A 21795-nucleotide genomic window follows, 5' to 3' on the forward strand; every position below is an offset into this window, starting at 1 on the left:
CCAGTGATGAGAGGGGTATTGATGTTATTAGGGAGAAGGTTAAGGAGTTCGCTAGGACAGTGGCCACAGGCCCAGTACCATTCAAACTAGTCATCCTAGATGAGGCTGATAACATGACTAGTGATGCACAGCAAGCCTTAAGGAGGATTATGGAGATGTACGCAGCATCAACAAGATTCATACTACTCGCAAACTACATAAGCGGGATAATAGAGCCAATACAGTCAAGGTGCGCAATCTTCAGATTCAACCCACTACCAAGGGAAGCAGTAATAGAGAGGCTAAGGCAAATAGCAAAGGAAGTGGGAGTACAGGCAAGTGAGGATGGGCTAGAGGCAATATGGGAAACAACACAAGGAGACCTAAGAAAAGCAATAAACACAATGCAAACCATAGCCGTAACTAGGGGGAGGGTTGATGAAGATGCCGTGTACCAACTCTTCGGCGGCTTTAACCCGAGGGAGGTTAGGGACTTGGTTTACGAGGCATTAACTGGCGACTTTGGTAAGGCAGTGGTTGGCTTGAAGTCGTTAATAAAGGATAGGGGTGTTGACCCCATTTACGTGACTAGGCTTATCCATAGGGAGGTGACTTCAACGGTCACAAATCTAAATATTCCGGAGTACCTGAAGCCAAGGATAATATACAGCATAGCCATGCGCCACCACGCAATACTGAGGGGTGGGGATGAGTTAACGCAGGTGGTTGGACTGCTGGCTGAGATTAGAATGCTCCTCAAGGCTGCTGGTTCATAAACCCATATGCCTATGCTGTTTAAGGATCACTATTATTTCTTCGACGATCATAATTTCTGATAAAAATGGTCAAGCCTCGCCCTTTAGAGTGGGGTTACCCCACTACGTGGGGTCTTATGCGTCAGGTTATAAGCTTCAGTTTTGTTGGGATGTTTGGTGCTTGGGTTGGTGCCCCCGAGAGGGGGTTTCCCTTACCTCAGATGAGCCGGTGGGGCGATACCCCACCCTTATCACCACCCCAAGAACGAAACCATTAACCCCGCAGAGGGAGTAACGGACGAGACCCCCACAATGAAACCCCACCCAAAAGGCGGGAAGGGGGTCATATCCTTCCCACCCTAAAGGGCGAGGTTTGTCATTCGCTTTATCATTGCATATGATTACGCGGTTTCATGAGGCACAATGTCTCATTATCTTGGCCACTACTTAACCAGTCACGTGAGTTTATGGTCATCTCACGACTGGAGTCTATAAACAATCGGTGACGCATACGAATCAGCGGCGAAGGCCATTTAACAGACACAAATAGTGGCTATAAACAAATTCAGTTAAGAACGCTGGTAAGGTTTATTTACCTGAACTCCTAGGTAAGTAACTATGAAGCTTGAAATTGAGGCTTACATCACGGGGTGCAGCGTCTTCCTACTGATTAAACCTGAGAGCGAGGAAGCTGAGTTTGGTAAGGTTATGTCAAGTGTGTTGAGGTGGGGTGCGGTCAACCCTAGTGAGGTTAACTTAACCAATGCACCACTCAGCATCAGGCATGTCCTTGGCAACGTTACCGAGGCCTATGGGGGCTCATTAGGGCTTGACAATGAGGAGTTTGAGGGCATGCTACTCGTGGGCGGTGGTGGTAACGTGGTTGTTAATGGTAGGTTTAAGTCCTGCACTGGTGAGGTTCCCATAGGCATAGTCAATGACCTAGCCGGTAAGCTTGTGAACTCGCTGATGAGCATCTACGGTACGGTAACCAGTCTAGTGCACATATACAAGTTCACTGGGAGGTTAACCATGGAGGCCAGCACCCTACCTCCCTAGACTAGGCAACCGCATGGCCACTATAAACCTTTAAATCCCAGCCTTAACACACATAGTTGAATGGAGGATTGGATGCTTCAACCACCCAGGGGTATGAATGACTGGACCCCTGATAAGTACTACTCACTGATCAACATAGCTAACCGTCTCTCAACAGTGGCGGAGTCCTTCGGCTACAGCGCCATAGAGACCCCGGCCCTGGAGCACTTCGAGGTTCTTAAGGCTAAGGCAGGTGAGGAGGTGATTAATGAGATATACTACCTGAGGGATAAGGCTGGTAGGGAGCTTGGGTTAAGGTTTGACATGACTGTCCCGGTGGCCAGGGTCCTCTCCTATAGGCGTGACTTCCCAAGGCCCATTAGGCTTTACTACGTCTCAAAGGTCTGGAGGTATGATGAACCCCAGTTTGGTAGGTTTAGGGAGTTTTACCAATTCGGCGTTGAGCACGTTGGGTCACCCACCGTTCAGTCAGACGCCGAGGTGCTTGCACTGGCGGTCAAGGCGCTTGAGGCAGTTAACCTACCTCAATTGATGGTTAGGGTCAGCGACAGGAGGGTCATGGATCAGGTTCTTGAGAAACTGGGCATAAATGCCGCTAGGGATGCGGTGCTTAGGGTGCTTGATAAGAGGGGTAAGGTTCCGGATGAGGAGTTGGTTAGGCTACTGGTTAAGGAGGGGGTTGAGGAGGGTAAGGCCAAGTACCTGGTGGATTTGGCTGGCGTGAACACACCGATAGGTGAGTCAATTGGTGAGTTGAGGAGGCTGGGTATTAGTGATCAACTTGTTAACTACTTCGAGTCCCTCTCAAAGACCCTAACCCACTACAACGTTGCCGATAGGGTTAGGTTGGATTTAAGCATAGTGAGGGGTCTCGATTACTACACGGGCTTCGTCTTCGAGCTCTACACGGATAGGATTAAACTGGCAGTTGGGGGTGGCGGCAGGTATGATGAGTTGTTGAGGATATACTCAGGGGAGGATGTGCCGGCGGTGGGTTTCGCAATAGGCATAGAGAGGGTTATGCTAGCCCTAGGCGAATTAGGCGACTCACAGCCATCCGTGGACTTCTACATATACCCTATGGAGCCTGAGCAATACGGCGTGGGCGTTAGGATAGCTGAAAACCTGAGGGGCATGGGATTTAGGGTGATTTTGGATGTCGGTAAGCCCAGTCTCAGGTCAGCCCTCGAATACGCCTCTAAGATTAAGGCTAGGAAGTTCATCATAATTGGGCGTAGGGAAATGGAGAACAACATGGCCAGGGTCAGGGACCTAGAAACCTGGAGTGAGGAAGACGTACCACTAAGCAGGTTACTTAAACAGTGACAAAAGAACAACAAGTCCCGCCCTTCAGGGTGGGAGGGAGTCATAGCAAATTATAGATACTTCTCTTGTTTTACCTTAAACCGAATAGATTGGACTAAGGGAATTAACCGGCAGTATATCTAAAGCCAAGGCTAATAAACAAAGACACCAAACCCCTCCCACCAACCACATAAACCATTAATCAACACGTCATTAAAGGATTTTTATTTTTCACAACAATCCATTTTAATGAATTTACTGGATACTTTCCACCTTCTTCTTGGTTTCCCTTAAGCCGTCTGAGACCTTCCAAATCTCCTCCGCATAGTGCCTTAACTCGCTGCGTAGGTTGGCTAGGTCAGTTAACCTAGCCTTTAATTCACTGATCCTCCTCGCCATGGTTATTAACGGCTTGTAGACCTCGTTGTAAATGGTAAGTGCCTCACCCTCCTTACCTAGGTAAATGCTCTTAATGCTACCCTCACCCTTACACTTAAGGTAATAGTAATAATACTTGTCACCCACCTTATTCTTAACCCACGTCTTCTCAAGGTAACAGTCACCGTACTCCTCGTAAAGCTTAACCAAAGGCTCTACGATGCTAAGCTCCTCCTCCAGCCTTTTTAATGAAGATTCAACATCACTAAGCCTTTCCTCAATCCTAACCAACTCCCTGACATCAAACAAACCCAGGGGGTCTAGTAAAGCTGCTGAAGCTTTCTTAGACCCCATGAATTAGAGTGTTAGGTAGCACTTTATAAACATTTTTCTACCTAACACCATTCATAAGACCCAATAATTAGAAGCCAAGCAGGTTTAAGCATACATCATGCATGCAGTTATACTGAATTTCGTGAAATAATGGATTAGCATTATAGTTTGGCATAACTTTGATTCACATTAGGCCATTATTCAGATTGCATGTTTCATGAATTTTCTCAATTTTTACATTGATTTTTAGGATCATCGTAGGTTATGCTTCAATTTCTTCATTACCATTCAATCTTTCATAAAATCATTAGAGGAGGAACAGCACATTAAATGAGACGCAGAGGCTACTTCAATGAAACCACCTAAAACAAATCGCAAATCTCAAAAATCATGCATGGGTGTGTAGTTTGCTTATTGACGCTAGTAGTTGATCTATGGGTGCATCCATTAGTTCGCCTATTATGCTTCTCCTTATGTGTAGGTCATTCCTTATATCTGGCTGGTCATTTACACTGCTGGGTACGACTATGTCCTTAACGTACCTGAATCTCCTCAGTACCCTCACCCCATTACCTAGGTCCGTGGGTACGTAATCGAGACCAAGCACCACCACTGCAATATCCCTCAGTATGTCCTCTGGGTTTGGGGTTAGTACGGAGAGTCTCCTAATCATCTGCTGGTAGTCCTCAGCATGAAAAGTCGTTATCCCGCCATGGCCAGTGGTCACTGCGTTTAACCATGCCTTAACCTCCTCAGGTTCCCTAACCTCATTGACTATCACGTAGTCTGCCCCCATCCTCAATGCGTGGGCTATCAGCTCACCCTTGGTTATTGGCCTAACCCCTAGGCCGAAGGACTTCCTCTCGAAGAGTTTAACCACCAGGTGTCCTGGTAGGTTCATCTCGTCGACGTCCATTATGAGGACCTTCATTGCGTGAGGCTTAACCATCATGGCTATGGCATTGGCCAGGCTTGTCTTTCCTGAACCCATGGGGCCTATTATCAGTATCGGGACCTTATCCTCAGCCAGCCTCCACAGTAGGGCGGCTTGGTTAATGGTCAGCATGCCCTGCTTCACCAGTAGGGGCAGTGTCCATGGTCTACTGGGCAGGATCCTGACGTGGATGCTGATTCTAGAGACTGGCTCGGTGGAGATGGTGAACCTAACCTTGTATTCTGGGTCCGTTACTGAGACTAGGGGCATGTAGGCTGTTATGGGTGTCCTAGTCCTCCTGGCCACGTTAACTGCGATGTGGTTAACCAGGTCCCTAATGGTTAGGTTAGCCTCGGTTAGCCTCATTGGGAGTAACCTAACTGGCCTAATGACCCTAACCTCACTTAGCCTAACCACACATAAACCATAATCCCTATGGTTAACCCTAACGCCACTTAGGTCGATGTAAACGTCCGTCACGCCCTCATCCATTAGTATGGGTGTTAATGGGCCGTAGGCGTTGATCCACCTATCCACCACTGCCTTAACCAGGGAGTCAAACTTCTCGTCAGGTCTATGCCCAAGCCTAGTTAAGGCTGACTTATACCTCTTAATTAACTTAGCTGGGTTTTTACCTAACTTAACCCACTCCTCGAAGAATGTTGGGTCCACTAGGGTTATGTAGCCTGGGACCTGGTCCATTGGGAAGACTTGAACCACGTCGCCGACGCTTCTGTACTCGATCAAAGTCCTAATGCCGAGGTTAGTTATGGTTTTGCTGGATAAGGCATTGCCAATGGGCTTAACGATGGATACGTGCATTAAGCCAAGTCCATGCAGGTAGCCTTAAGCCAAGTGCACGTAGGGTTAAGGCTGGTTAACATTACCCTACTTGCAGCCAGCCCTAGGGTACCACTTAAACAACAGCCTATGAATTGGCCTAGGTTAAGGAACCTTAATGGTGGCGTGAGGGATGGCTTGTCCAGCGTGGTTGCAGTCCTAGTGGTGCTAATCATGGTTGTTGTAATGGCATCACTTGCCTTAATCCTAATTAACCTATTCAAGTCCTACGACTACTCATCAAGTGAAATACTGAGTATTGGTCTAGGCTCTCTGAATTGCCTTAACGGCACAGGCATGGTTCCAGTAAGCATCAACAGTATAGTGATACAGGTGGGTAGGTACTGTGCATTAGTTACTGGTAATGGAACCTACTACGTGATCCACCCAGCCCTGGGCAGCCCAGGTTAACGTTGCCTAACACCACTTGGCTTAACCATCGTGTAGAGACCGTAGAGGAGCACTATGAGTATTATGAAGTCCACCCCGAAGGCCTCGTAGGCGTACCTATGCGGATACCCACCCCTATAGCCTAGGTAAGTGAACCCGAACACCACTATTAGCAGTACCAGTGCCACTGCCCACACCACCAAGTCCCTAATCCTCATGGGTCCTCGGGTGGATTGGGGTAATTAAGTGTTTTGCCGAGGCGGAACGTTTTTAATGAAGCTTGGTCACCCAGTCCAGTGTCTAGTGATAAGTGGGCCTGTGTGGTCTGCGGTAGTAGGAATGTTGGCCTTATAATTGAGGGTAAGCCCTACTGCGGTAAATGCGGCTCTAAGGTGATTAGGCTGCATATGTACAGGTTCCTTAATAGGCTTAAGCAGGAAAACTTAATAGACCCGGGCGTTAGGATACCTGAACCATGAGGATGGTTAACCTGCTTCCAATAGCTTTGGTGGTACTGTTTGGGCTAGCCGTGGTTACCCACGCCCAGCAGTGCATGCTGGTGGTTAACGCCACGCAGATGCGCATGAACATCACCACCAACGCCCAGTTCATTGAAGTACACGCATGGGGTGTGCTGGGGATTAGGAATACGACGACTTGCAATGTACACTACATTGCCTTCAGATACTCGCTACCCGGCATGGAAACGCTGCTTTACATTAATGCAGTATCCAACGCCAGCGATTACATCAGCATAAACTACACTAATAAGGCTGGCTACACCTTAACCTGCCTAGCCCTCAACCCACTAAGGAGCCAGAATGGGGTGGTTAACATAACCTCAGGCAATGGCCACATTACGACCTACTGCTCAATCATAGACAAGGGTTCACTGGCCCTCTACAGCTTGCTGATTGTCACTCTGGTGTCCGCAGCCCTGGCCTCTTCATCATACTTCCTGGTTAGGAGCACCATAGATGCACTGCGGGCTAGGTCTTAGTTATCTCAATTACCCATGAGGCAACCAGCTGGGCAACCTTACCCAGCTCACCCACCCAGTCCCCGTTGATTAAGGTTAACCTAGCTCCATTAGCCACCGACTTAACCGTGTTAGCCTCCTCAACAGGTGCATTAGGGTCATTAATGCTGTAGATGAGGATCATGGGCCTATTAAGCCTGGGTAAGAGGTCAAGGTAGTTTATGACCCTAGGTGTCGAAACCAAGGCAAGCCCAATGAGGGCTTTGGGCATGAACTGGGTTACGTAATCCAAGGCCACCACGCCACCCTGCCCCAGGCCCAGCAGCACAAAGCCGCTGCTCAGCTTATCTACAATTAATGATAGGGCAGTCACCTTACTGGCCCTATTCATGCGTGTGAAGGATGAGGCATCAACTGCAATCACCCTAAGCCCCACCCCAGTGAACTCACCGGCAACGTTGAGGATGCTACTGACCGTTAAGTTAACCGGTGGCATAACAACAACAGGTACTCCCCCCACCCCAACCTCCAGGTACCTAACCTTAAGGGAACCCACAGTCACGTAATTCTCAGCAATCACCTGCGCCATGCCCATCAGCCCTTTTAACTATTATTCAAAGCCACCTAGTTACCTCACGGGAATTGAATTATGAAACCGAAGATTATTTGAAACCTAGCTAACTAAAACGCATTAACCGAACACATTATTCAGGCAAACCCACCTAACACCCTAATTACCTCCTGTAGGGTAATCACTAAACTAGGGCTAGGGTTGGGTGTTAGGTAGAAAAATCTACAGAAAATGCTACCTAACACCCAGTAGCATACCTAAAAAGTAGCATACCTAAAATACCGGTGGGTGTTAGGATGAGGTGAAATTGATTATTCCTTAGTTATAATTATTCAGGATCAGCCTAGTTAGTACCTTAACAGCCTCCTCCTTGACCTTACCTGGGTTTATGCCTTTGGTCTCTAGCTCGGTTGAGTTCACGAATATGAATATGTGTGGTGTTTGCTCCCATGCATTGTCAATGGCCTTTATTAGGGGTGAGGCTTCGTTTATGGGCATTAGGTTGCCGTCGCTGTTCCTTATCAAAGCCCCTATGTCGTTTATGAATGATGCCACGGATACCAGTAGCCTACAGTCGCAGTTGAGGATCCTCCTCAACTCGTTGATTATGCTTTGCTTGAACTCAACGGCCCAGCCCAGCCCCTTACCCTCAAGGTTCTCGTCAATGTACCTGTTCAGCATTACCGCATTGCCAAGGCCCAGGGTTGTTATGTAGTCCTCGTCCCTCTTCCAAAGGGCCCTCATGCCAGTCCTCCTATGCATAATTGAGTCCGCGTACTCCCTAACATAGCCCTCCAGTAATCCACCATGATAGGCGGCGCCTATGGTAACGCTTAGTTGATCATCGGTGTAGATGTCTAGGTTCTTCTCGCTTGGGTTACCGTTTAGGAATCTTAAGGCCGCCTCCCTCAGCTCCGAGGCGATGCTCAGCGTCATGACTTGCCTAAGCACCTCCCTCGTCATCTCGTCGAAGAGGAGAACCTTGTGGTGCATGTAAACCCACTTGTACAGGTTATACCTAGCTAGGGCGTAACCCTCCAGGAAGGCCTTAGCCTTATCGTCAAAGACCAGCATACCCCTGCCCAGGTGCAGGTAGTTAACCAGCCTAGCTATGTCAATGGCCCCACTCCCAGACCCAGCCCCGGTGAAGTAGAGGTCCCTCAGCGTGTAGTCAAGCCTATCCGCATCAATACCCCCGGACAGTATTGAAGCTAGGGATTCGAGGAGCATGAGCTCATCGTCGCTAAGCCCCTCCAGTAGCTTAACCTCAGGTACGCCTAGGCTTAAGGCTGAATCACCGTACCTGGAGACTAACCTAATCCTCTTAACCAACCTGTAGAATGTCAACAACCTAAGCACACCAGCATCAACACCCAGCATGCTAACCAGGTCCCTGAACCCCCTTGAACCCATTAGCATGAACCCAGCAACCTCATGCTCCTTACCAACCCCAGCCATGTAGAGCTGGGGCTCAGGCTTAACCAAGGGGGCTAGGTAACCGTCGAGTACGTGGGATAGGGGTGGGTGCCCTATGTCGTGGTGTAGCCCACCCAACCTAACGTACTCGCCTAGGACCCTCACGTTGTCGTCATGGATGCCGAGGCGGCCCATCAATGCCCTAAGGGTTTTCCCATCAGCCTCGCCAATAACCCTCTCCGACATTAAGGATGACAGATGCATAGTGCCTAAGCTATGCTCAAACCTAGTCCCCCTGGCCGATGGGTAGACGTAGTGAACTAAGCCATCCTGCAAAACCCTCCTGAGCCTCTGGACATAGATATCATCATCAAGGAACCTGGCCTCATCTAAGCTCAGCCTAATCCAACCATGCACAGGATCCCTAAGCTCCTTCCAAGACACCAAGCCAACACTCAAGTCAGTATTTATAAACCGTACCCTGAAGCTCAAGAAGCCAACAACCCAAGTTAATGCCTAAACCATGAGGATGAGTGAGGAATAGCGTGATAGAGCAAACGATAAACCTTGCCCTTTAGGGTGGGGTCACCCCACTATGTGGGTCTGTTCAGTAGCCCCGATGAAAGCGGGGTAACCTCCAAGACCCCAAGGAACCCCCGTCCTTTAAGGTGGGGAGGGGGTCAGTATCCTTCGGCTCTGTGGGTGTGTTTTTAAGCCGGCTTAGGTTTAATTGCCGTGAGGGTTGGGTTAATTGGCGGTGGCCCAAGCAACCTGTTTCTGGCTTGGCTACTTAGGAATGATGCCGACTTATACTTGATAGAGGAGGATAGTAGGCTCGGCTTACCCATGCACTGCACTGGACTTGTCAGTGAGAGGATGGCCATTGCCCTTGGTTTAGGTGGAAGGGTGGTTGACAACTACTACAGTAGCCTAACAATCACCAATAGCCTAAATTCTAAAGGTGTACTGCTTAGGTTCACTGGTAACAGGATAGTCATGTTGAATAGGCCTGGCCTTGAGGAGTACCTATACGGCAGGGCGTCATTTAAAGGCATACACATGGGTATTAGGGTCACTGAGGTGGGTAGGGGGGGTGTGGTTAGGGGGTTTGGGGGCTTTGAGAGGTCCTACGATATAGTTGTCATTGGGGAGGGGGCTAGGAACGTGCTCAGTAGGATTACGCTTGGGACTAGGTTAAACACGGTGAGTGGGGTTCAGGCTGATGGCTACTCCCAGTACCTTAAGGGCATGGTTAATGATGAACACCACATAGTGGTCCTCTTCGGTAAACACTACAGCGGGAGGTTCTTCACCTGGATAGTGCCCAGGGGTGATGGGGAATTCAGGGTTGGTGTTGTCGACGATCCAAGTGTTGTCGGCTTAAGGTTCAGGAAAATCATTAGCGAACTTGGGTTAAGCCCAAGGAGGATCTTTGGGGGAAGGGTGGTCCTGGGGGCTAGTAGCGTTAACTATGGACAGGGCTCGGTGGCTGCGGTGGGTGACTCAACGGGCATAACTAAATCACTGACCGGTGGGGGTATCGTGACAGGCATGTTAACGTCCTTAATACTAGCCAGGGTGCTCCATGAGTATTGGGGTGTTGGAGACCCTATAGCCGAGTACAGTAGGGCCCTGGGTGGAACGCTGGGTAGGTTGGCTAGGGCCTACTCGGCTCTTTCAAGTATGCTATATAGCAATGTAACAGTGGCTGAGGGGGCGCTTAGGGAGTTCGATGGCGTTGAGGTTAATGTCCCAGATTACGACAATCACATGGATGCCTTAATCAGGTTACTGATGGCTAGGCCTAAACTGGGCTTAACCCTAATTAAATACGCCCCCTCCCTGAACATAAGCACCATTAACCTACGCGACCTGGTCACCGCGTTATTTTAACCAAGCTACCCATTTCACTCAGCAACCTTGCCCCATCACCCGTGCTGAACCATTTCCAGTAGGGCTCCATGAACCTAACCGCTTCCTCAATCACGGCGTTCTTAAGGTCCAGTGGGTGAACCTTGCCCTGCGAGTAGTCCCTAGTCAACTCCTCGAAGGCCCAGTACTCCGCTGTACCCCCGTACTCACTGGGCCTCTTAATCAGGAAGGGTTCCTTCCTAGGTTCCCTGAAGGAAAATAATCTAGCCAACTCGAGGACTGGGTTGTTCTCAGTGACCTTGGGTGGGCAGTAGGCGTTCTTAATCTTCTCACTTATTTCACTGGGTGAGTCGTGTAGGAATATTGCTGTTTCAGGCCTTGACTTACTCATCTTAGCCTCAGATAGGTCAAGCTTACTCTCCTTACCTGTCATAGCCAGTGAGGGTAGTAGGTGGTGGAGGAGGATCACTGGTTTAATAACCCTACCACCAAGGGTAAGGGGCATTAACTTAATCTTATCGTAAACCTCCCTGGCAAGAACATAGACCTTTCTCTGGTCAACACCCCCATGGGCTATGTGTGTGCCTAGGGCGTACACATCTACGATCTGCATTAGTGGGTATATTAGCCAAGACATCTTGGCCGTGTTGGTGAACACCCTACCCATTATGGTTAAGCTGTGCCTAATGTCCGATAGCGAAACCTGCCTGGCCAGGTCCAGGACCTGCACCCAGTAGTCATGCTTATCCTCAACCAGCTGCGAGGCCAGTATGAAGTCCACCGCATCCGGGTCACCGCCAAGTATGCCTATCGACCTCCTCAGGGTCTCCTTGAAGTAAGTCACGGCGACCTTCCTGATAACCTCCAGGTCACCGCCAAGCTTATGGTTAAGCCATGAGTGCAGGTCGGCCAGTAGTATGGTCACCTTAACCCCAGCCCTCTGTAGGTCTACAACCTTATACATGCTCACCACGCCCGTGCCTATGTGGATGTAGCCGGATATCTCGAAGCCTATGTAGTGCTTAAGCTGATCCCCAGTCTCGAAGTAACTCCTCAGGTCCTCGATGGTTATAACCTCCTCTGTTGGGTACTTGAGGGCTAGGTTAACCTTATCCTCAACATCCATCAGCTGTACAGCCGCCTTAGCCTTAATAAGTCTTCCAGCCGTAGCAACCATGGGTATAGGGCTTTAATTCACGGCGCAGTTGAGGGCAATTATTTAAAGTTTAAATGGGGAGGGCGCGTTGGGTGGGTATATGTCCACTAGGACTGCTTCTGCGGGGGATATTAAGGAGGGGTCGTACATAATGATAGATAACGTGCCCTGCAGGGTTGTTGAGGTTGAGAAGAGTAAGACCGGTAAGCACGGCAGCGCTAAGGCTAGGATAGTTGGGATAGGTGTCATTGATGGGGTTAAGAGGACCATAGTCGTCCCAACTGACGCAGCCGTGGAGGTTCCAGTTATTGAGAAATTCACGGCGCAGGTAATATCAGTGGCTGGGGATAATATACAGTTAATGGACCTCAGGAACTACCAAACCTTCGAAATACCCAGCGGCTACATTGAGGAGGAGGCTAAGGGTAAGCTTGAGCCTGGGGTGCAGGTTGAGGTTTGGGATGTGGCCGGCTACAGGAAAATAATGAGGGTTAGGTAACCGGCCCTGTGCACGTTAAAAATAAGCCCATTGTTTTTCACACGGCTACTGGGACTGGGCGGCGGCTCCGGTTGTGGCGGATTTATAGCTCTGTATAATTGCCTTAACCCTATCCATTAATCCACTCTGGTGGCTCTCCCTCTCTATGAATTTAATGGTTTGGGATACGAAGACCTCGTCACGCCTATTCCTACACCTAACCCATATCCTGCCGTTCTGCCCCACGGTTACGTCGCAGTTTAACTCATCCTTAAACATGTTCACCATGGACCCCTTCTTACCTATAACCCTAGGCACCTTAACAGGATCTATCTCAACGATTGTTCCATCCTCAATCCTACCCAGCCTAGACTCCTTAATGGTCAAGGTCACTGGGTAATCCTTAGCTAGGTTGAAGTCGCTTATCTTAGCCAACACCACGTCTCCAATGTTCAAAATGTTTCTTAAGTCGGCGGTGACCACGTCAACGGGCTTTAGGGTAGCCTCATTCACAGGTAAGTAAGCCGAGTACGGTGACTTAATGTCAACCTCCCAGCCGTTAACCAGTATATCCACCACATACCCTATCACGGCGTCACCCTGCCTAGGTTTATAGGTCCCATTCAACGGTATTACCTGAACCTCCATGGGCTTAACATCACCCTTAATGTTAATCGTAGCCACTGTGGCGGCGTAGGCCTTATCCCCCTCCCAGTACACTGACCCTACAATCACATAGTCATTACTCCTCCCACCAATCAAATCCCCCGGGAGCACTATCATCCTATCTGTGACGTTAAGCATAATGCGGGTTTTTAGTTGGGAGTAATAAGCGTTGCTGATAAGGACTCGTTCCCGGGGGATGAAGCTGTGAATACTTTCAGCCACCTCTCTATAAACCCGGTAAAAAACCGACAAATCACGCTTAAATAAGCAGGTGGCTAAGCTGACCCATGGGTAAGCGTAGGCGTACCTTCACGGTTGATGAGGCTAACACAGTGATTAACGAGATAAGGCCAATACTAGGTGGTTTAATGGAGGCGTATAGGAGCGGTAATTTAGCCACCATACATGAGCAGTCAATGTGGCTGATTAAACTGTCGAGGAGACTGGGCTTCATGATAAACACGAGGCTAGGCATAGTGCACTTCCCAACACTGTATAGGGGTAGTTACAGGGTGGTGTTGTGCTATAGGTATGGTGAACCGAGGGTAATGTACTGGCACTGGATTGACAGCCACATCAGGATGAGGATAAGGGATGTTAAACTATTCGGACCCAGTGGGGGAATTAAGAATGAGGAAGCGTCATAGGGCACCAGCTTAATGGAGCTATTGACCGCGTAACGTTTATAAATGAGCGCGCGGCACCGATATCGATTACTATGCTAGGTGATTCAGCAATAAAGGCAATAAACCTAACTAAGCGTTATGGCCCAATACTGGCGGTGGATCACATAAACTTCGAGGTTAAGTACGGTGAGGTATTCGGCTTCCTAGGCCCTAATGGGGCAGGTAAAACCACCACAATAAAGATGCTGACCACCGTAACAAGGCCCACCGAGGGCACGGCATTAGTGGGTGGTTACGACATTGTTAAGCAGCCGGCTAAGGTTAGGGAGTCTATTGGTGTAGTGCCCCAGGACTTCACCAGTGATGAGGATTTGACCGGCTGGGAGAACCTAATGATGATAGCCGGCCTATACGGCATACCGAAGAGGGAAGCCAAGGAAAGGGCCACTGAGTTACTTGACCTTGTGGAGCTGTCCCACGCTGCGGATAGGAAGGTTGAAACCTACTCAGGGGGTATGAGGAGGAGGCTTGAGATAGCCATGGGTTTGATTAATAGGCCTAGGATACTGTTCCTTGATGAACCCACGCTAGGTCTCGATGCCCAGACCAGGGCCGCCATATGGTCGTACGTGTTTAGGCTTAAGGAGCAACTGGGTACGACAATATTCGTCACAACTCACTACCTTGAGGAGGCTGACCAATACTGCGATAGGATAGCCATAATTGACCACGGTAAGATACTAGCCATAGGTACCCCAAGGGATTTGAAGAAGGTGGTGGGCGGTGACGTGGTTATACTTCAAGTGGCAGGTAACCCGGAGACTGCCGTTAAGGTTCTTCAAAATATTGATGGCTTAAGTGACGTCAGGATTGTTGAGGGCTTCATTAGGTTTAAGGTTAGTGATGGTAGTAGGGCGGCGCCACTCATATTTGACGTGTTGAGTAAGGCCGGCGTTAGGGTGACTAGCATAGCCATAAAGGAGCCATCAATGGATGAGGTCTTCATGGAGTACACGGGTCATAGCCTAAGGGATGAGTGGGGTAGTAGGGAGGAGGCGATGGCCATGAGGAGGATTGTGAGGACCGCCAGGAGGTGATGACCATGGCCAGTAACCCACTGCATGGCTTATGGACCTTAACCGATAGGGAGCTTAAGAAGTGGTATAAGGCCCCAGTGGTGCTTATAGTAACCTTGATTCAACCCATAGTTTGGTTGGCCTTCTTCGGCAAGTCAATGAACATGGCCTCGATATTCACGAACGGCAGCGTAAATATACCGGGGCTAAACATACCTAAGCAGATTATTGACCAGATAGCCCAGGCCTACTTAAAGTCAACCTTCGGGACCACGGACTACTTCTCATTCCTAGCGGCCTCAATGGTTGCTCAGATAACCTTCTTCACGGCGATGAACAGCGGCATGAGTATAGTGTGGGATAGGAGGCTAGGTGTCCTGGATAAGCTACTCACCACGCCCGTGCCTAGGGGCAGTATAATAATGGGTAAGGTGCTTAACTCGGTGCTAAGGTCCCTTGCCCAGGCCACTATAGTGCTCATAATAGCCACTCTACTCGGCATGAAGTTCAACACCAGCCTAACCCCCCTAGGATTTGCCTTAAGCATAGTCGGTGTTTACGCAGCCTTAACGCTACTGGCGTTGGGCTTCTCGGCACTATACCTAACCCTCGCCCTCCGTTCAACGAACTGGCAATCCCAAATGGCCATAATAAACCTACTCAACATGCCGCTCATGTTCGCCAGCAACTCATTCTACCCAATAAAGATGATGCCCTGGTGGCTTAGGCCCATAGCCTACATAAACCCACTTACCTACGTCAACGACGTGACGAGGGGCTTACTGCTGGGCATATCAACATTCAGCGTGCCAATGGACTTCCTCTACCTGGCGGTATTCGCCATAGCCTTTTCAGCAATAGGCATAGTGCTTTCATGGCGCTTCCTAAGCGAGGGTTAAAGTTGAATCAAGTTTAAATACCCATTAACACCATTTAAAGCAAGGATGAGTAAAAAGGACTACTGGGTCGTGTGGAGGGTTAACATAGACTCAACGATCAGTAGGAGTGATGGCAGGGTTGTGCCTAGACAGCTTGCCGTGGAGAAGCCCACCCTCGACGAACTGGCTAACGCCGCATCAAAGCTTGGGTTTAGATATGAGGTTCACCCAGAGAAGAGGCACCCTAGGCATTGGTTTGAGGAGGATTACGTAGGGTGCATCCACGTCTATAAGGTTGAGGGTTACAATAGGAGAAGCCTTATTAGGAAACTTGCCCAGGTTGTTAAGAGTAGTAGGAGGGGTGGTTAACATACTGACGGTCTTCATAACCGGGACGGCTGGCTCGGGGAAGTCAACCTTAACCTCAGCCCTAGCCGACTACCTGGAGAGCCAGGACAACTACGTGGGGATACTTAACCTAGACCCAGCGGCCGAGTACCTACCCTACACGCCCGACATTGACATTAGGGATTACGTGTCGGCCAGGGGGATTATGAGGAAGTATAAGCTAGGCCCCAACGCCTCACTGATAGCCGCCGTGGACCTGATAATAACCAAGGTTGATGAACTTAGGCAGCAGATAAGTGAACTGGACCCAACATACCTGATAGTGGATACCCCCGGCCAACTGGAGATGTTTGCCTTCAGGGATACTGGGCCATTAATAGTTAATAGGTTAAACATGGACAAGTCCATGGTCATCTTCGTCATAGACTCCGTCCACGCCAGGACAATGCTGGGCCTAGCCTCAAGCCTACTCCTCTCCCTATCAGTCCAGTTAAGGATTCAGAAGACCCAGGTTAACGTCCTCAATAAGGCCGACCTATTGACCGAGGAGGAGATTGAGGAGATTGAGAACATGATTGAGGAGCCCGATTACCTCGAAACCAGGGGTGACTCAGAGTTGGTGACTAGGATAGGTGGGATCATTAGGAGCATAGGCATGATACCTGAGCCAATACCCGTAAGCGCCGTCAAGGGGCAGGGACTGGATAGGATACACGCCATAATGGAGCAGGTGCTAACCGGCGGAGATAAGCCAAGTTGAGTCCCAGTAACCCGCATCAGCTGAATGGGCAGCATAACTTATTATCCAGCCTAACCAACCTGAATTATGCTGGACCTGATTGCCCTAGGCGAACCCCTTGTCCAGTTCAACGCTGTGACCGAGGGGCCACTGAGATATGTGACCTACTTTGAGAAGCATTCGGCGGGCTCAGAGGCCAATGTCTGCGTTGCAGTCTCCAGGCTTGGATTAAGGAGTGGCTTAATCACTAGGCTCGGCAGCGATGAGTTCGGCCTCTTCATATACGAGTGGCTTAGGGGGCAGGGTGTCGACGTTTCCAGGGTTAAGTTTGACCCAGAGAGGCCAACTGGGATATACTTCGTCCAAAGGAGCTACCCAATACCGGGGGTTAGCACGGTGCTCTACTACAGGAGGGGTTCAGCTGCCTCGGCAATGACGCCGAGTGACCTTGATGAGGATTACATAGCTAGTTCAAGGGTCTTCCACACAACGAGCATAACAATGGCCATAAGCGACTCCGCTAGGGAAACGGTGATTAGGGGCGTGGAGATGGCCAATAGGCACAACGTAATGGTTTCCTTCGACGTCAACATAAGGAGGCTACTATGGCCAAGCCTAGAGGAGGCGGTTAAGGCTGTTGAGGGGGTTTTGAGGATGGTTAACGTGCTCTTCCTGGATGAAAACGAGGCCGAGCTACTCTTCGGCACCAGGGAACCTAGGGTGGTTTTCAAGGAGGCTGAGGGTAGATTCGGCATTAGCAGGGTTGTGCTTAAAATGGGGCTGAGGGGGTCCATGGCCAAGTGGGATGGGGAGGTGGTTGAGGCTAAGGCATTTCAAGTACCAGTGAAGGACCCCATAGGTGCAGGTGACGCCTACGCAGGCGTCTTCCTAGCATCAGTGCTCAAGGGTCACCCACCCTCAAGGTCAATATTGAGGGCATCAGCTGCGGCAGCCATGGTAGTCATGGTTAGGGGTGATGAGGAGAACCTACCCAGGGAGACTGACCTGGAAACCTTCCTACGCAACTACGGGTTAAGCGATGTAGAGCTTAGGTAACTATAGTAATAATGGTTAAAAGCCGCTGGTTAAATGCAACACATGCCCGAGGAGCCGAGGATCGTTGAACTTGGCCTAAGGATAATCCATGAGTGTGAGAGAAAGGGCATAGTGGCTAGGTTACTTGGAGGTGTCGCAGTATACGTGTTAGCCTCTGACGTATACATTAAGGTGCCGTCCCTGGCTAGGACCCCTAAGGACATAGACCTAGCAGCCCACGCCAAGGATTCAGGAAGACTCACCGAGGTACTGGAGGGCATTGGCATGGAGCCCGACAGGAGGTTTAATGCACTACACGGTTACGAGAGACTGATGTTCAGGGATCCTGCCAGTGGGGCACGCATAGACGTTTTCCTAGACGTCTTCAGGGAGAGCCACATAATAAGCCTCAGGGATAGGCTTGAACTGTTTAAACCAACAATACCACCAAGCGACCTCCTAATGACGAAGCTCCAGATATGGAGGATAAGCGAAAGAGACATCAAAGACCTAATAACACTACTACTCAAGTTCAAGATAGGCAACACGGACACCGCAGAGGAACTAGACGCCAACAGGATAATCAACCTAACGTCAAACGACTGGGGGCTCTACAAGACAACAGTAGTCAACCTAGGTAGGGTCACGGAGTACCTAATGAACAGTAAGGAACTAGAGGGCACTAAAGGCGAGGTAATAGACAAGGTAAACAACCTCCTAAACAGAATCAACAGCGCCCCCAAATCAATAAGGTGGCGCCTCAGGTCAATAATAGGGGAGAGGGTTAAGTGGTATGAGGAACCGGAGGAGGTCTAGTGCTTGGTTTCACTAAGTAGGGTAAAATTTATAAATAGGATAAAAATCCTATCCATAAACATGGACGCAGCATGCACCTCACTATACAAGCTGGCCGAAGCAACAATATGCCTAAGAAGATACGACATAGGTAAAATACTTTACGAAAAGTACCTTAACTTATGCAGCAGCGACAATCCAGGTGCATGGCATGGATTAGCGATATGTCTCGAAATGGCAAAGCAACGTGAAGAGGCTAATAAGGCGTATAAGAAAGCCCTACAGCTACATTTAAGGCACAACGACCCCAGCAACCTATTATGGGGTGGTTGGTGTGCGTTGAAGTTAGGCATGTATGAATTGGCCTATGAGTTATTTAAGGAATCGGCAATGAAGGATCCCAATTACGCCTATACCTGGCATAGCCTAGCAATAGCCGCCATGAGAATTGGGAGAAGGGAAGAAGCTGAGGAGGCTATGGTTAGGTATAGATCTATGGTGTCGAGGAAGCCCTACGACAAAAGGGAGTGCGAGGGTTTAAGGATGCTCATGGAGGCTGTCTCAGGGATTAACAGCGACAACTCATTAATGAGCGAAGTCAGGGAGCTAGTAATCAACCTGTTAGGTCAATCCATGGATAAATATGGGGCTGAATGCGGGTTACATGAGATTCACGAATCCTAGGTGACAATAACGGTTAAGCCTCGCCCTTTAGGGTGGGGTTGTTTCGCTGTGTGAGTTTCATTGCGGTGGGTTTTTGAATTTCAGTTTTGCGTGGATGTTTGGTGCTTGGGTTAGTGCCTCGGGAGGAGGTTTTTCCCTTGCCTCAGATGAGCCAGTGGGTCGATAACCCACCACTCATCAACAACCCAAGAATAAAACCACCAACACCCAAAACCCCAACAACGAAAAACCCACCCTCAAAAGGGGGCGAGAAAGGAGGATCATTAATGGTTTACATGTCCTCAACTACACGGCAACTGCGAATTAAGTCTAGCCATTGGTCATTTGCATCATTGGCTTTTCGCGACGCAGCCCTTAGTCTTGGTTAAGGTTTAAGCGCACTAAGGTTTATTTATTGTTTTTATGTTTTTATTTGTTGTTAAAACTGTAGAAATTAACGTGGAGTCGCAGTTGCCGAAATTCACCAGGGAACCTGAGAAGTACTCGAGGTTAAGGTTACTTGAGGCCCTGCAGGAGCTTTACTTAAGCATTAGGATGCTGAAGGAGGGGTATAGCCGTAACTCGGCGGGTAAACTCTTCCTATCCTGGAAGGCCCTCCTAAGCTCCCTAGTAGTGTCCAACTTCAATAAGATAATTGAGGGGAAGAGGCGGGAGGGTAGGGAGGATGAGGTGAAGTGGTATCTGAGAATAGGGTATACTGCACCTACCACTGGGTTGGTCGGTGTCTCAAGGGATCTTGAGAACCTTGGCTATAGGGGGATCGTTAACCTAACCACCGCCATGCTGGGGGTCCATAGGTATGCCCACAATGGGCTAGATAGGGATGTGAGCCCCTTCAGTAGTAGGAGGGAGGCCATAATCGCATTGAAGGGGTTAATGAAATCAGAGATCGAGATCATAGAATCCCTAAACCTAGACCAGGAGGGGAGGGAGCTTGTTGAGAAGATTAGGAGGGAACTTAATGAACTTGGCTAGTGGGAAACAACCCCCCCCCGCAACAACTTTCCTAATGCCAATGGAGCTGAGCTTAATATTTAACACGTAGGCTATGATTTAACTTCAAGGGATAACTTACTACACCTTACGCCAGGTTGAGCGTGGTATGCATAGTAATCCTTATAAACCGGTAGTACTGGATTTACCTATGGGTAATGGTGAGACTGGTAGTGCTGGCTCTGAGGAGAGTGAGAAGAGGCAGGTCACGATTAAGGGTGTGGATAAGGAGCTTTACGATAAGGCGCTTCAGCTATCTAGGGAGATGGGGGTGACCATTGGGGAGTTAGTTAACATGTCACTTAGGGCCTTCCTATCGTTGGCTGATGTGACAAGTAGGGCTGTTACATCGATATCCCAGATCGTGTCTGAGTCAGGTAAGGCATTCATGGAGGGGGCCAGAGGGGTTAAGGTCATATCCAACGTGGATGAGTTAACGGTTACAAGGGAGGACCTGGAGAACCTAGACTCGCCAGTGGCCTTTAGGGGCATTAAGAGGCTCACCTTCAGCGGTGATGTCGACTGGGAGCTGTTCAACAGTAAAGTTAACTCAATAGTTATGTGCGATGAGGTAATACTACCCAAGACTATACCTAAACTTAAGGCCTTGGAAAAGATGAAGCTAATTAAGAAGGTAAGCACCCTAAGCGGCTAGAGGATTAATGTGATGAGAACTAGGTTTAATTAAAAATAAATATGTTTATTAAGCGCAGGCCAAGGGTTAACCTAATGGAGACCCTTCAGATAGACCCATTAAACCAACTAATACCAGGTGGCATACCATTCGGTTACCTGATTCTCGTGAGGGGTGACTTGGGGATGGGTAAGACACTTATGGTTAAGCAGATTGCCAGGGGTATACTGTCCAAGTACCCAGTCTTATATATAACCTTCGATGATGACCCAGTCTCAATTAGAGGCGAATTTAGTGACTATGAGTCAAGGCTCTTCATAATCGATGGTTTTAATCTAGGTGAATCAACAGGTAGGTTGATACCTAACGTTGTGGGTAACATGACCGAACTAGACCCAAGGCAACTTTTAAACATCATGCAGACGAACCTACCCCAGGTTAAGGCGAGGGGAATTGTGATTGATTCCATAAATGACCTACTCACCAACGTTGACCCAAGGAGCCTACTCCTACTGCTTAAGGAGGTTAAAATGATCACTAGGCGATACGGCACGTTAAGCGTTGTTGTTGCCCACACAACTACTGAGGATATTAGCAGCATTATTGATAACATGGAGTACGTATTTGATGGTATCATTGAGATTGAACTTGATCCCAACCTAGCCCAGCTGGGTATACCGGTTAGGAGGCTTAGGGTTAAGAGACTTAAGGGGCTACCTCATACAATAGATTGGTTCTACTTCACAATATCGAGGAGCAGTATGGTGCCCGTCAATATTGATGACATTAAGAAGGCCCTGGGCGCCGCATTAAACATTAAGGGGGGTGATGTACAGGGTTAATGCTTGGCCGCTGAATCAAAATAGATTAATTAAT

Annotated in this window: 26 protein-coding genes; 19 read left to right on the top strand and 7 right to left on the bottom strand. The window is 49.0% G+C overall.

What is annotated here, in order from left to right; translation table 11 throughout:
• The 3 genes from AAX04_RS05010 to hisS form a co-directional block, all read left to right on the top strand.
• Positions 1-755 (top strand): Replication factor C small subunit (locus AAX04_RS05010; RefSeq protein WP_066794944.1); only part of this gene is annotated, 755 nt, incomplete at its 5' end.
• Between the two features lie 597 nt (positions 756-1352).
• On the top strand, positions 1353-1793 hold the full coding sequence (locus AAX04_RS05015) for a hypothetical protein (protein WP_066794947.1): 441 nt from the start codon (positions 1353-1355) through the stop codon (positions 1791-1793).
• Between the two features lie 60 nt (positions 1794-1853).
• Positions 1854-3119 (top strand): histidine--tRNA ligase, encoded by a 1266-nt coding sequence (gene hisS, locus AAX04_RS05020; RefSeq protein ID WP_066794949.1) that lies wholly within the window; start codon positions 1854-1856, stop codon positions 3117-3119.
• Between the two features lie 234 nt (positions 3120-3353).
• Here hisS and AAX04_RS05025 read toward each other — a convergent pair whose 3' ends face one another.
• Positions 3354-3830 carry a hypothetical protein gene (locus AAX04_RS05025; protein ID WP_066794955.1) on the bottom strand — a complete coding sequence of 159 codons (477 nt, stop codon included), beginning with the start codon at positions 3828-3830 and terminating at the stop codon, positions 3354-3356.
• A gap of 367 nt (positions 3831-4197) precedes the next feature.
• Positions 4198-5565, bottom strand: coding sequence for a type II/IV secretion system ATPase subunit (locus AAX04_RS05030; RefSeq protein ID WP_066794958.1), 1368 nt, complete (start codon positions 5563-5565; stop codon positions 4198-4200).
• Between the two features lie 12 nt (positions 5566-5577).
• Between AAX04_RS05030 and AAX04_RS05035 the strand changes: the two genes are divergently transcribed.
• Complete coding sequence (locus tag AAX04_RS05035; protein ID WP_066794962.1) at positions 5578-5994, top strand: hypothetical protein; 417 nt, start codon at positions 5578-5580, stop codon at positions 5992-5994.
• Here the strand turns inward: AAX04_RS05035 and AAX04_RS05040 are convergent.
• A complete protein-coding gene (locus AAX04_RS05040; protein WP_066794968.1) occupies positions 5991-6191 on the bottom strand; it encodes a hypothetical protein in 201 nt (66 codons plus the stop codon). The genes AAX04_RS05035 and AAX04_RS05040 overlap by 4 nt on opposite strands.
• A 78-nt stretch (positions 6192-6269) precedes the next feature.
• Here AAX04_RS05040 and AAX04_RS05045 point away from each other — a divergent pair, with 78 nt between their 5' ends.
• Together AAX04_RS05045 and AAX04_RS05050 are read left to right on the top strand one after the other, a co-directional pair.
• The gene (locus tag AAX04_RS05045; RefSeq protein WP_066794972.1) at positions 6270-6452 is read left to right on the top strand and encodes a TFIIB-type zinc finger domain-containing protein; all 183 of its coding nucleotides are present in this window, start codon (positions 6270-6272) and stop codon (positions 6450-6452) included.
• Positions 6449-6973, top strand: a complete 525-nt coding sequence (locus AAX04_RS05050; RefSeq protein WP_066794975.1) for a hypothetical protein — start codon at positions 6449-6451, stop codon at positions 6971-6973. The genes AAX04_RS05045 and AAX04_RS05050 overlap by 4 nt, the downstream gene beginning before the upstream one ends.
• Here AAX04_RS05050 and AAX04_RS05055 read toward each other — a convergent pair.
• Both AAX04_RS05055 and AAX04_RS05060 read right to left on the bottom strand, forming a co-directional pair.
• Entirely contained in the window at positions 6963-7541 is a 579-nt protein-coding gene (locus tag AAX04_RS05055) for a hypothetical protein (RefSeq protein WP_156519709.1), read from the bottom strand. The genes AAX04_RS05050 and AAX04_RS05055 overlap by 11 nt on opposite strands.
• 300 nt (positions 7542-7841) lie before the next feature.
• A complete protein-coding gene (locus AAX04_RS05060; RefSeq protein ID WP_066794979.1) occupies positions 7842-9383 on the bottom strand; it encodes a hypothetical protein in 1542 nt (513 codons plus the stop codon).
• Positions 9384-9674: 291 nt separating this feature from the next.
• Here AAX04_RS05060 and AAX04_RS05065 point away from each other — a divergent pair, with 291 nt between their 5' ends.
• Positions 9675-10832, top strand: a complete 1158-nt coding sequence (locus AAX04_RS05065; RefSeq protein ID WP_066794987.1) for an NAD(P)/FAD-dependent oxidoreductase — start codon at positions 9675-9677, stop codon at positions 10830-10832.
• On the opposite strand, the gene AAX04_RS05070 is transcribed toward AAX04_RS05065, so the two are convergent.
• Positions 10816-11937 (bottom strand): tyrosine--tRNA ligase, encoded by a 1122-nt coding sequence (locus AAX04_RS05070; protein WP_066794994.1) that lies wholly within the window; start codon positions 11935-11937, stop codon positions 10816-10818. The two genes, AAX04_RS05065 and AAX04_RS05070, sit on opposite strands and share 17 nt — an antisense overlap.
• 130 nt (positions 11938-12067) lie before the next feature.
• Here AAX04_RS05070 and AAX04_RS05075 point away from each other — a divergent pair, with 130 nt between their 5' ends.
• A complete protein-coding gene (locus AAX04_RS05075; RefSeq protein ID WP_066794996.1) occupies positions 12068-12466 on the top strand; it encodes a translation initiation factor IF-5A in 399 nt (132 codons plus the stop codon).
• A 45-nt stretch (positions 12467-12511) separates the two neighbouring features.
• Here AAX04_RS05075 and rrp4 read toward each other — a convergent pair whose 3' ends face one another.
• A complete protein-coding gene (gene rrp4 / locus AAX04_RS05080) occupies positions 12512-13249 on the bottom strand; it encodes an exosome complex RNA-binding protein Rrp4 (protein WP_066794999.1) in 738 nt (245 codons plus the stop codon).
• Positions 13250-13398: 149 nt separating this feature from the next.
• Between rrp4 and AAX04_RS05085 the strand changes: the two genes are divergently transcribed.
• From AAX04_RS05085 to AAX04_RS05135, 11 genes are all read left to right on the top strand, one after another.
• Positions 13399-13758, top strand: a complete 360-nt coding sequence (locus AAX04_RS05085) for a DUF2203 family protein (protein WP_066795002.1) — start codon at positions 13399-13401, stop codon at positions 13756-13758.
• A 71-nt stretch (positions 13759-13829) separates the two neighbouring features.
• The gene (locus AAX04_RS05090) at positions 13830-14834 is read left to right on the top strand and encodes an ATP-binding cassette domain-containing protein (RefSeq protein ID WP_066795004.1); all 1005 of its coding nucleotides are present in this window, start codon (positions 13830-13832) and stop codon (positions 14832-14834) included.
• Between the two features lie 5 nt (positions 14835-14839).
• The gene (locus tag AAX04_RS05095) at positions 14840-15712 is read left to right on the top strand and encodes an ABC transporter permease (RefSeq protein WP_238377808.1); all 873 of its coding nucleotides are present in this window, start codon (positions 14840-14842) and stop codon (positions 15710-15712) included.
• A gap of 45 nt (positions 15713-15757) precedes the next feature.
• On the top strand, positions 15758-16060 hold the full coding sequence (locus AAX04_RS05100) for a signal recognition particle subunit SRP19/SEC65 family protein (protein WP_066795008.1): 303 nt from the start codon (positions 15758-15760) through the stop codon (positions 16058-16060).
• Entirely contained in the window at positions 16053-16799 is a 747-nt protein-coding gene (locus AAX04_RS05105; protein ID WP_084761208.1) for an ATP/GTP-binding protein, read from the top strand. Before AAX04_RS05100 ends, AAX04_RS05105 begins: the two co-directional genes overlap by 8 nt.
• Before the next feature lie 66 nt (positions 16800-16865).
• A complete protein-coding gene (kdgK, locus tag AAX04_RS05110; protein WP_066795010.1) occupies positions 16866-17834 on the top strand; it encodes a bifunctional 2-dehydro-3-deoxygluconokinase/2-dehydro-3-deoxygalactonokinase in 969 nt (322 codons plus the stop codon).
• Between the two features lie 42 nt (positions 17835-17876).
• A complete protein-coding gene (locus AAX04_RS05115; protein WP_066795017.1) occupies positions 17877-18629 on the top strand; it encodes a hypothetical protein in 753 nt (250 codons plus the stop codon).
• A 60-nt stretch (positions 18630-18689) separates the two neighbouring features.
• The gene (locus AAX04_RS05120) at positions 18690-19292 is read left to right on the top strand and encodes a M48 family metallopeptidase (RefSeq protein WP_066795019.1); all 603 of its coding nucleotides are present in this window, start codon (positions 18690-18692) and stop codon (positions 19290-19292) included.
• Between the two features lie 438 nt (positions 19293-19730).
• Positions 19731-20267 carry a PaREP1 family protein gene (locus AAX04_RS05125; RefSeq protein ID WP_066795022.1) on the top strand — a complete coding sequence of 179 codons (537 nt, stop codon included), beginning with the start codon at positions 19731-19733 and terminating at the stop codon, positions 20265-20267.
• 169 nt (positions 20268-20436) lie between these two features.
• Positions 20437-20940, top strand: a complete 504-nt coding sequence (locus tag AAX04_RS05130) for a hypothetical protein (RefSeq protein WP_066795025.1) — start codon at positions 20437-20439, stop codon at positions 20938-20940.
• 74 nt (positions 20941-21014) lie between these two features.
• A complete protein-coding gene (locus AAX04_RS05135) occupies positions 21015-21761 on the top strand; it encodes an RAD55 family ATPase (RefSeq protein WP_066795104.1) in 747 nt (248 codons plus the stop codon).
• Positions 21762-21795: the final 34 nt, after the last annotated feature.

Source organism: Caldivirga sp. MU80 (genome assembly GCF_001663375.1).
Lineage (GTDB): Archaea > Thermoproteota > Thermoprotei > Thermoproteales > Thermocladiaceae > Caldivirga.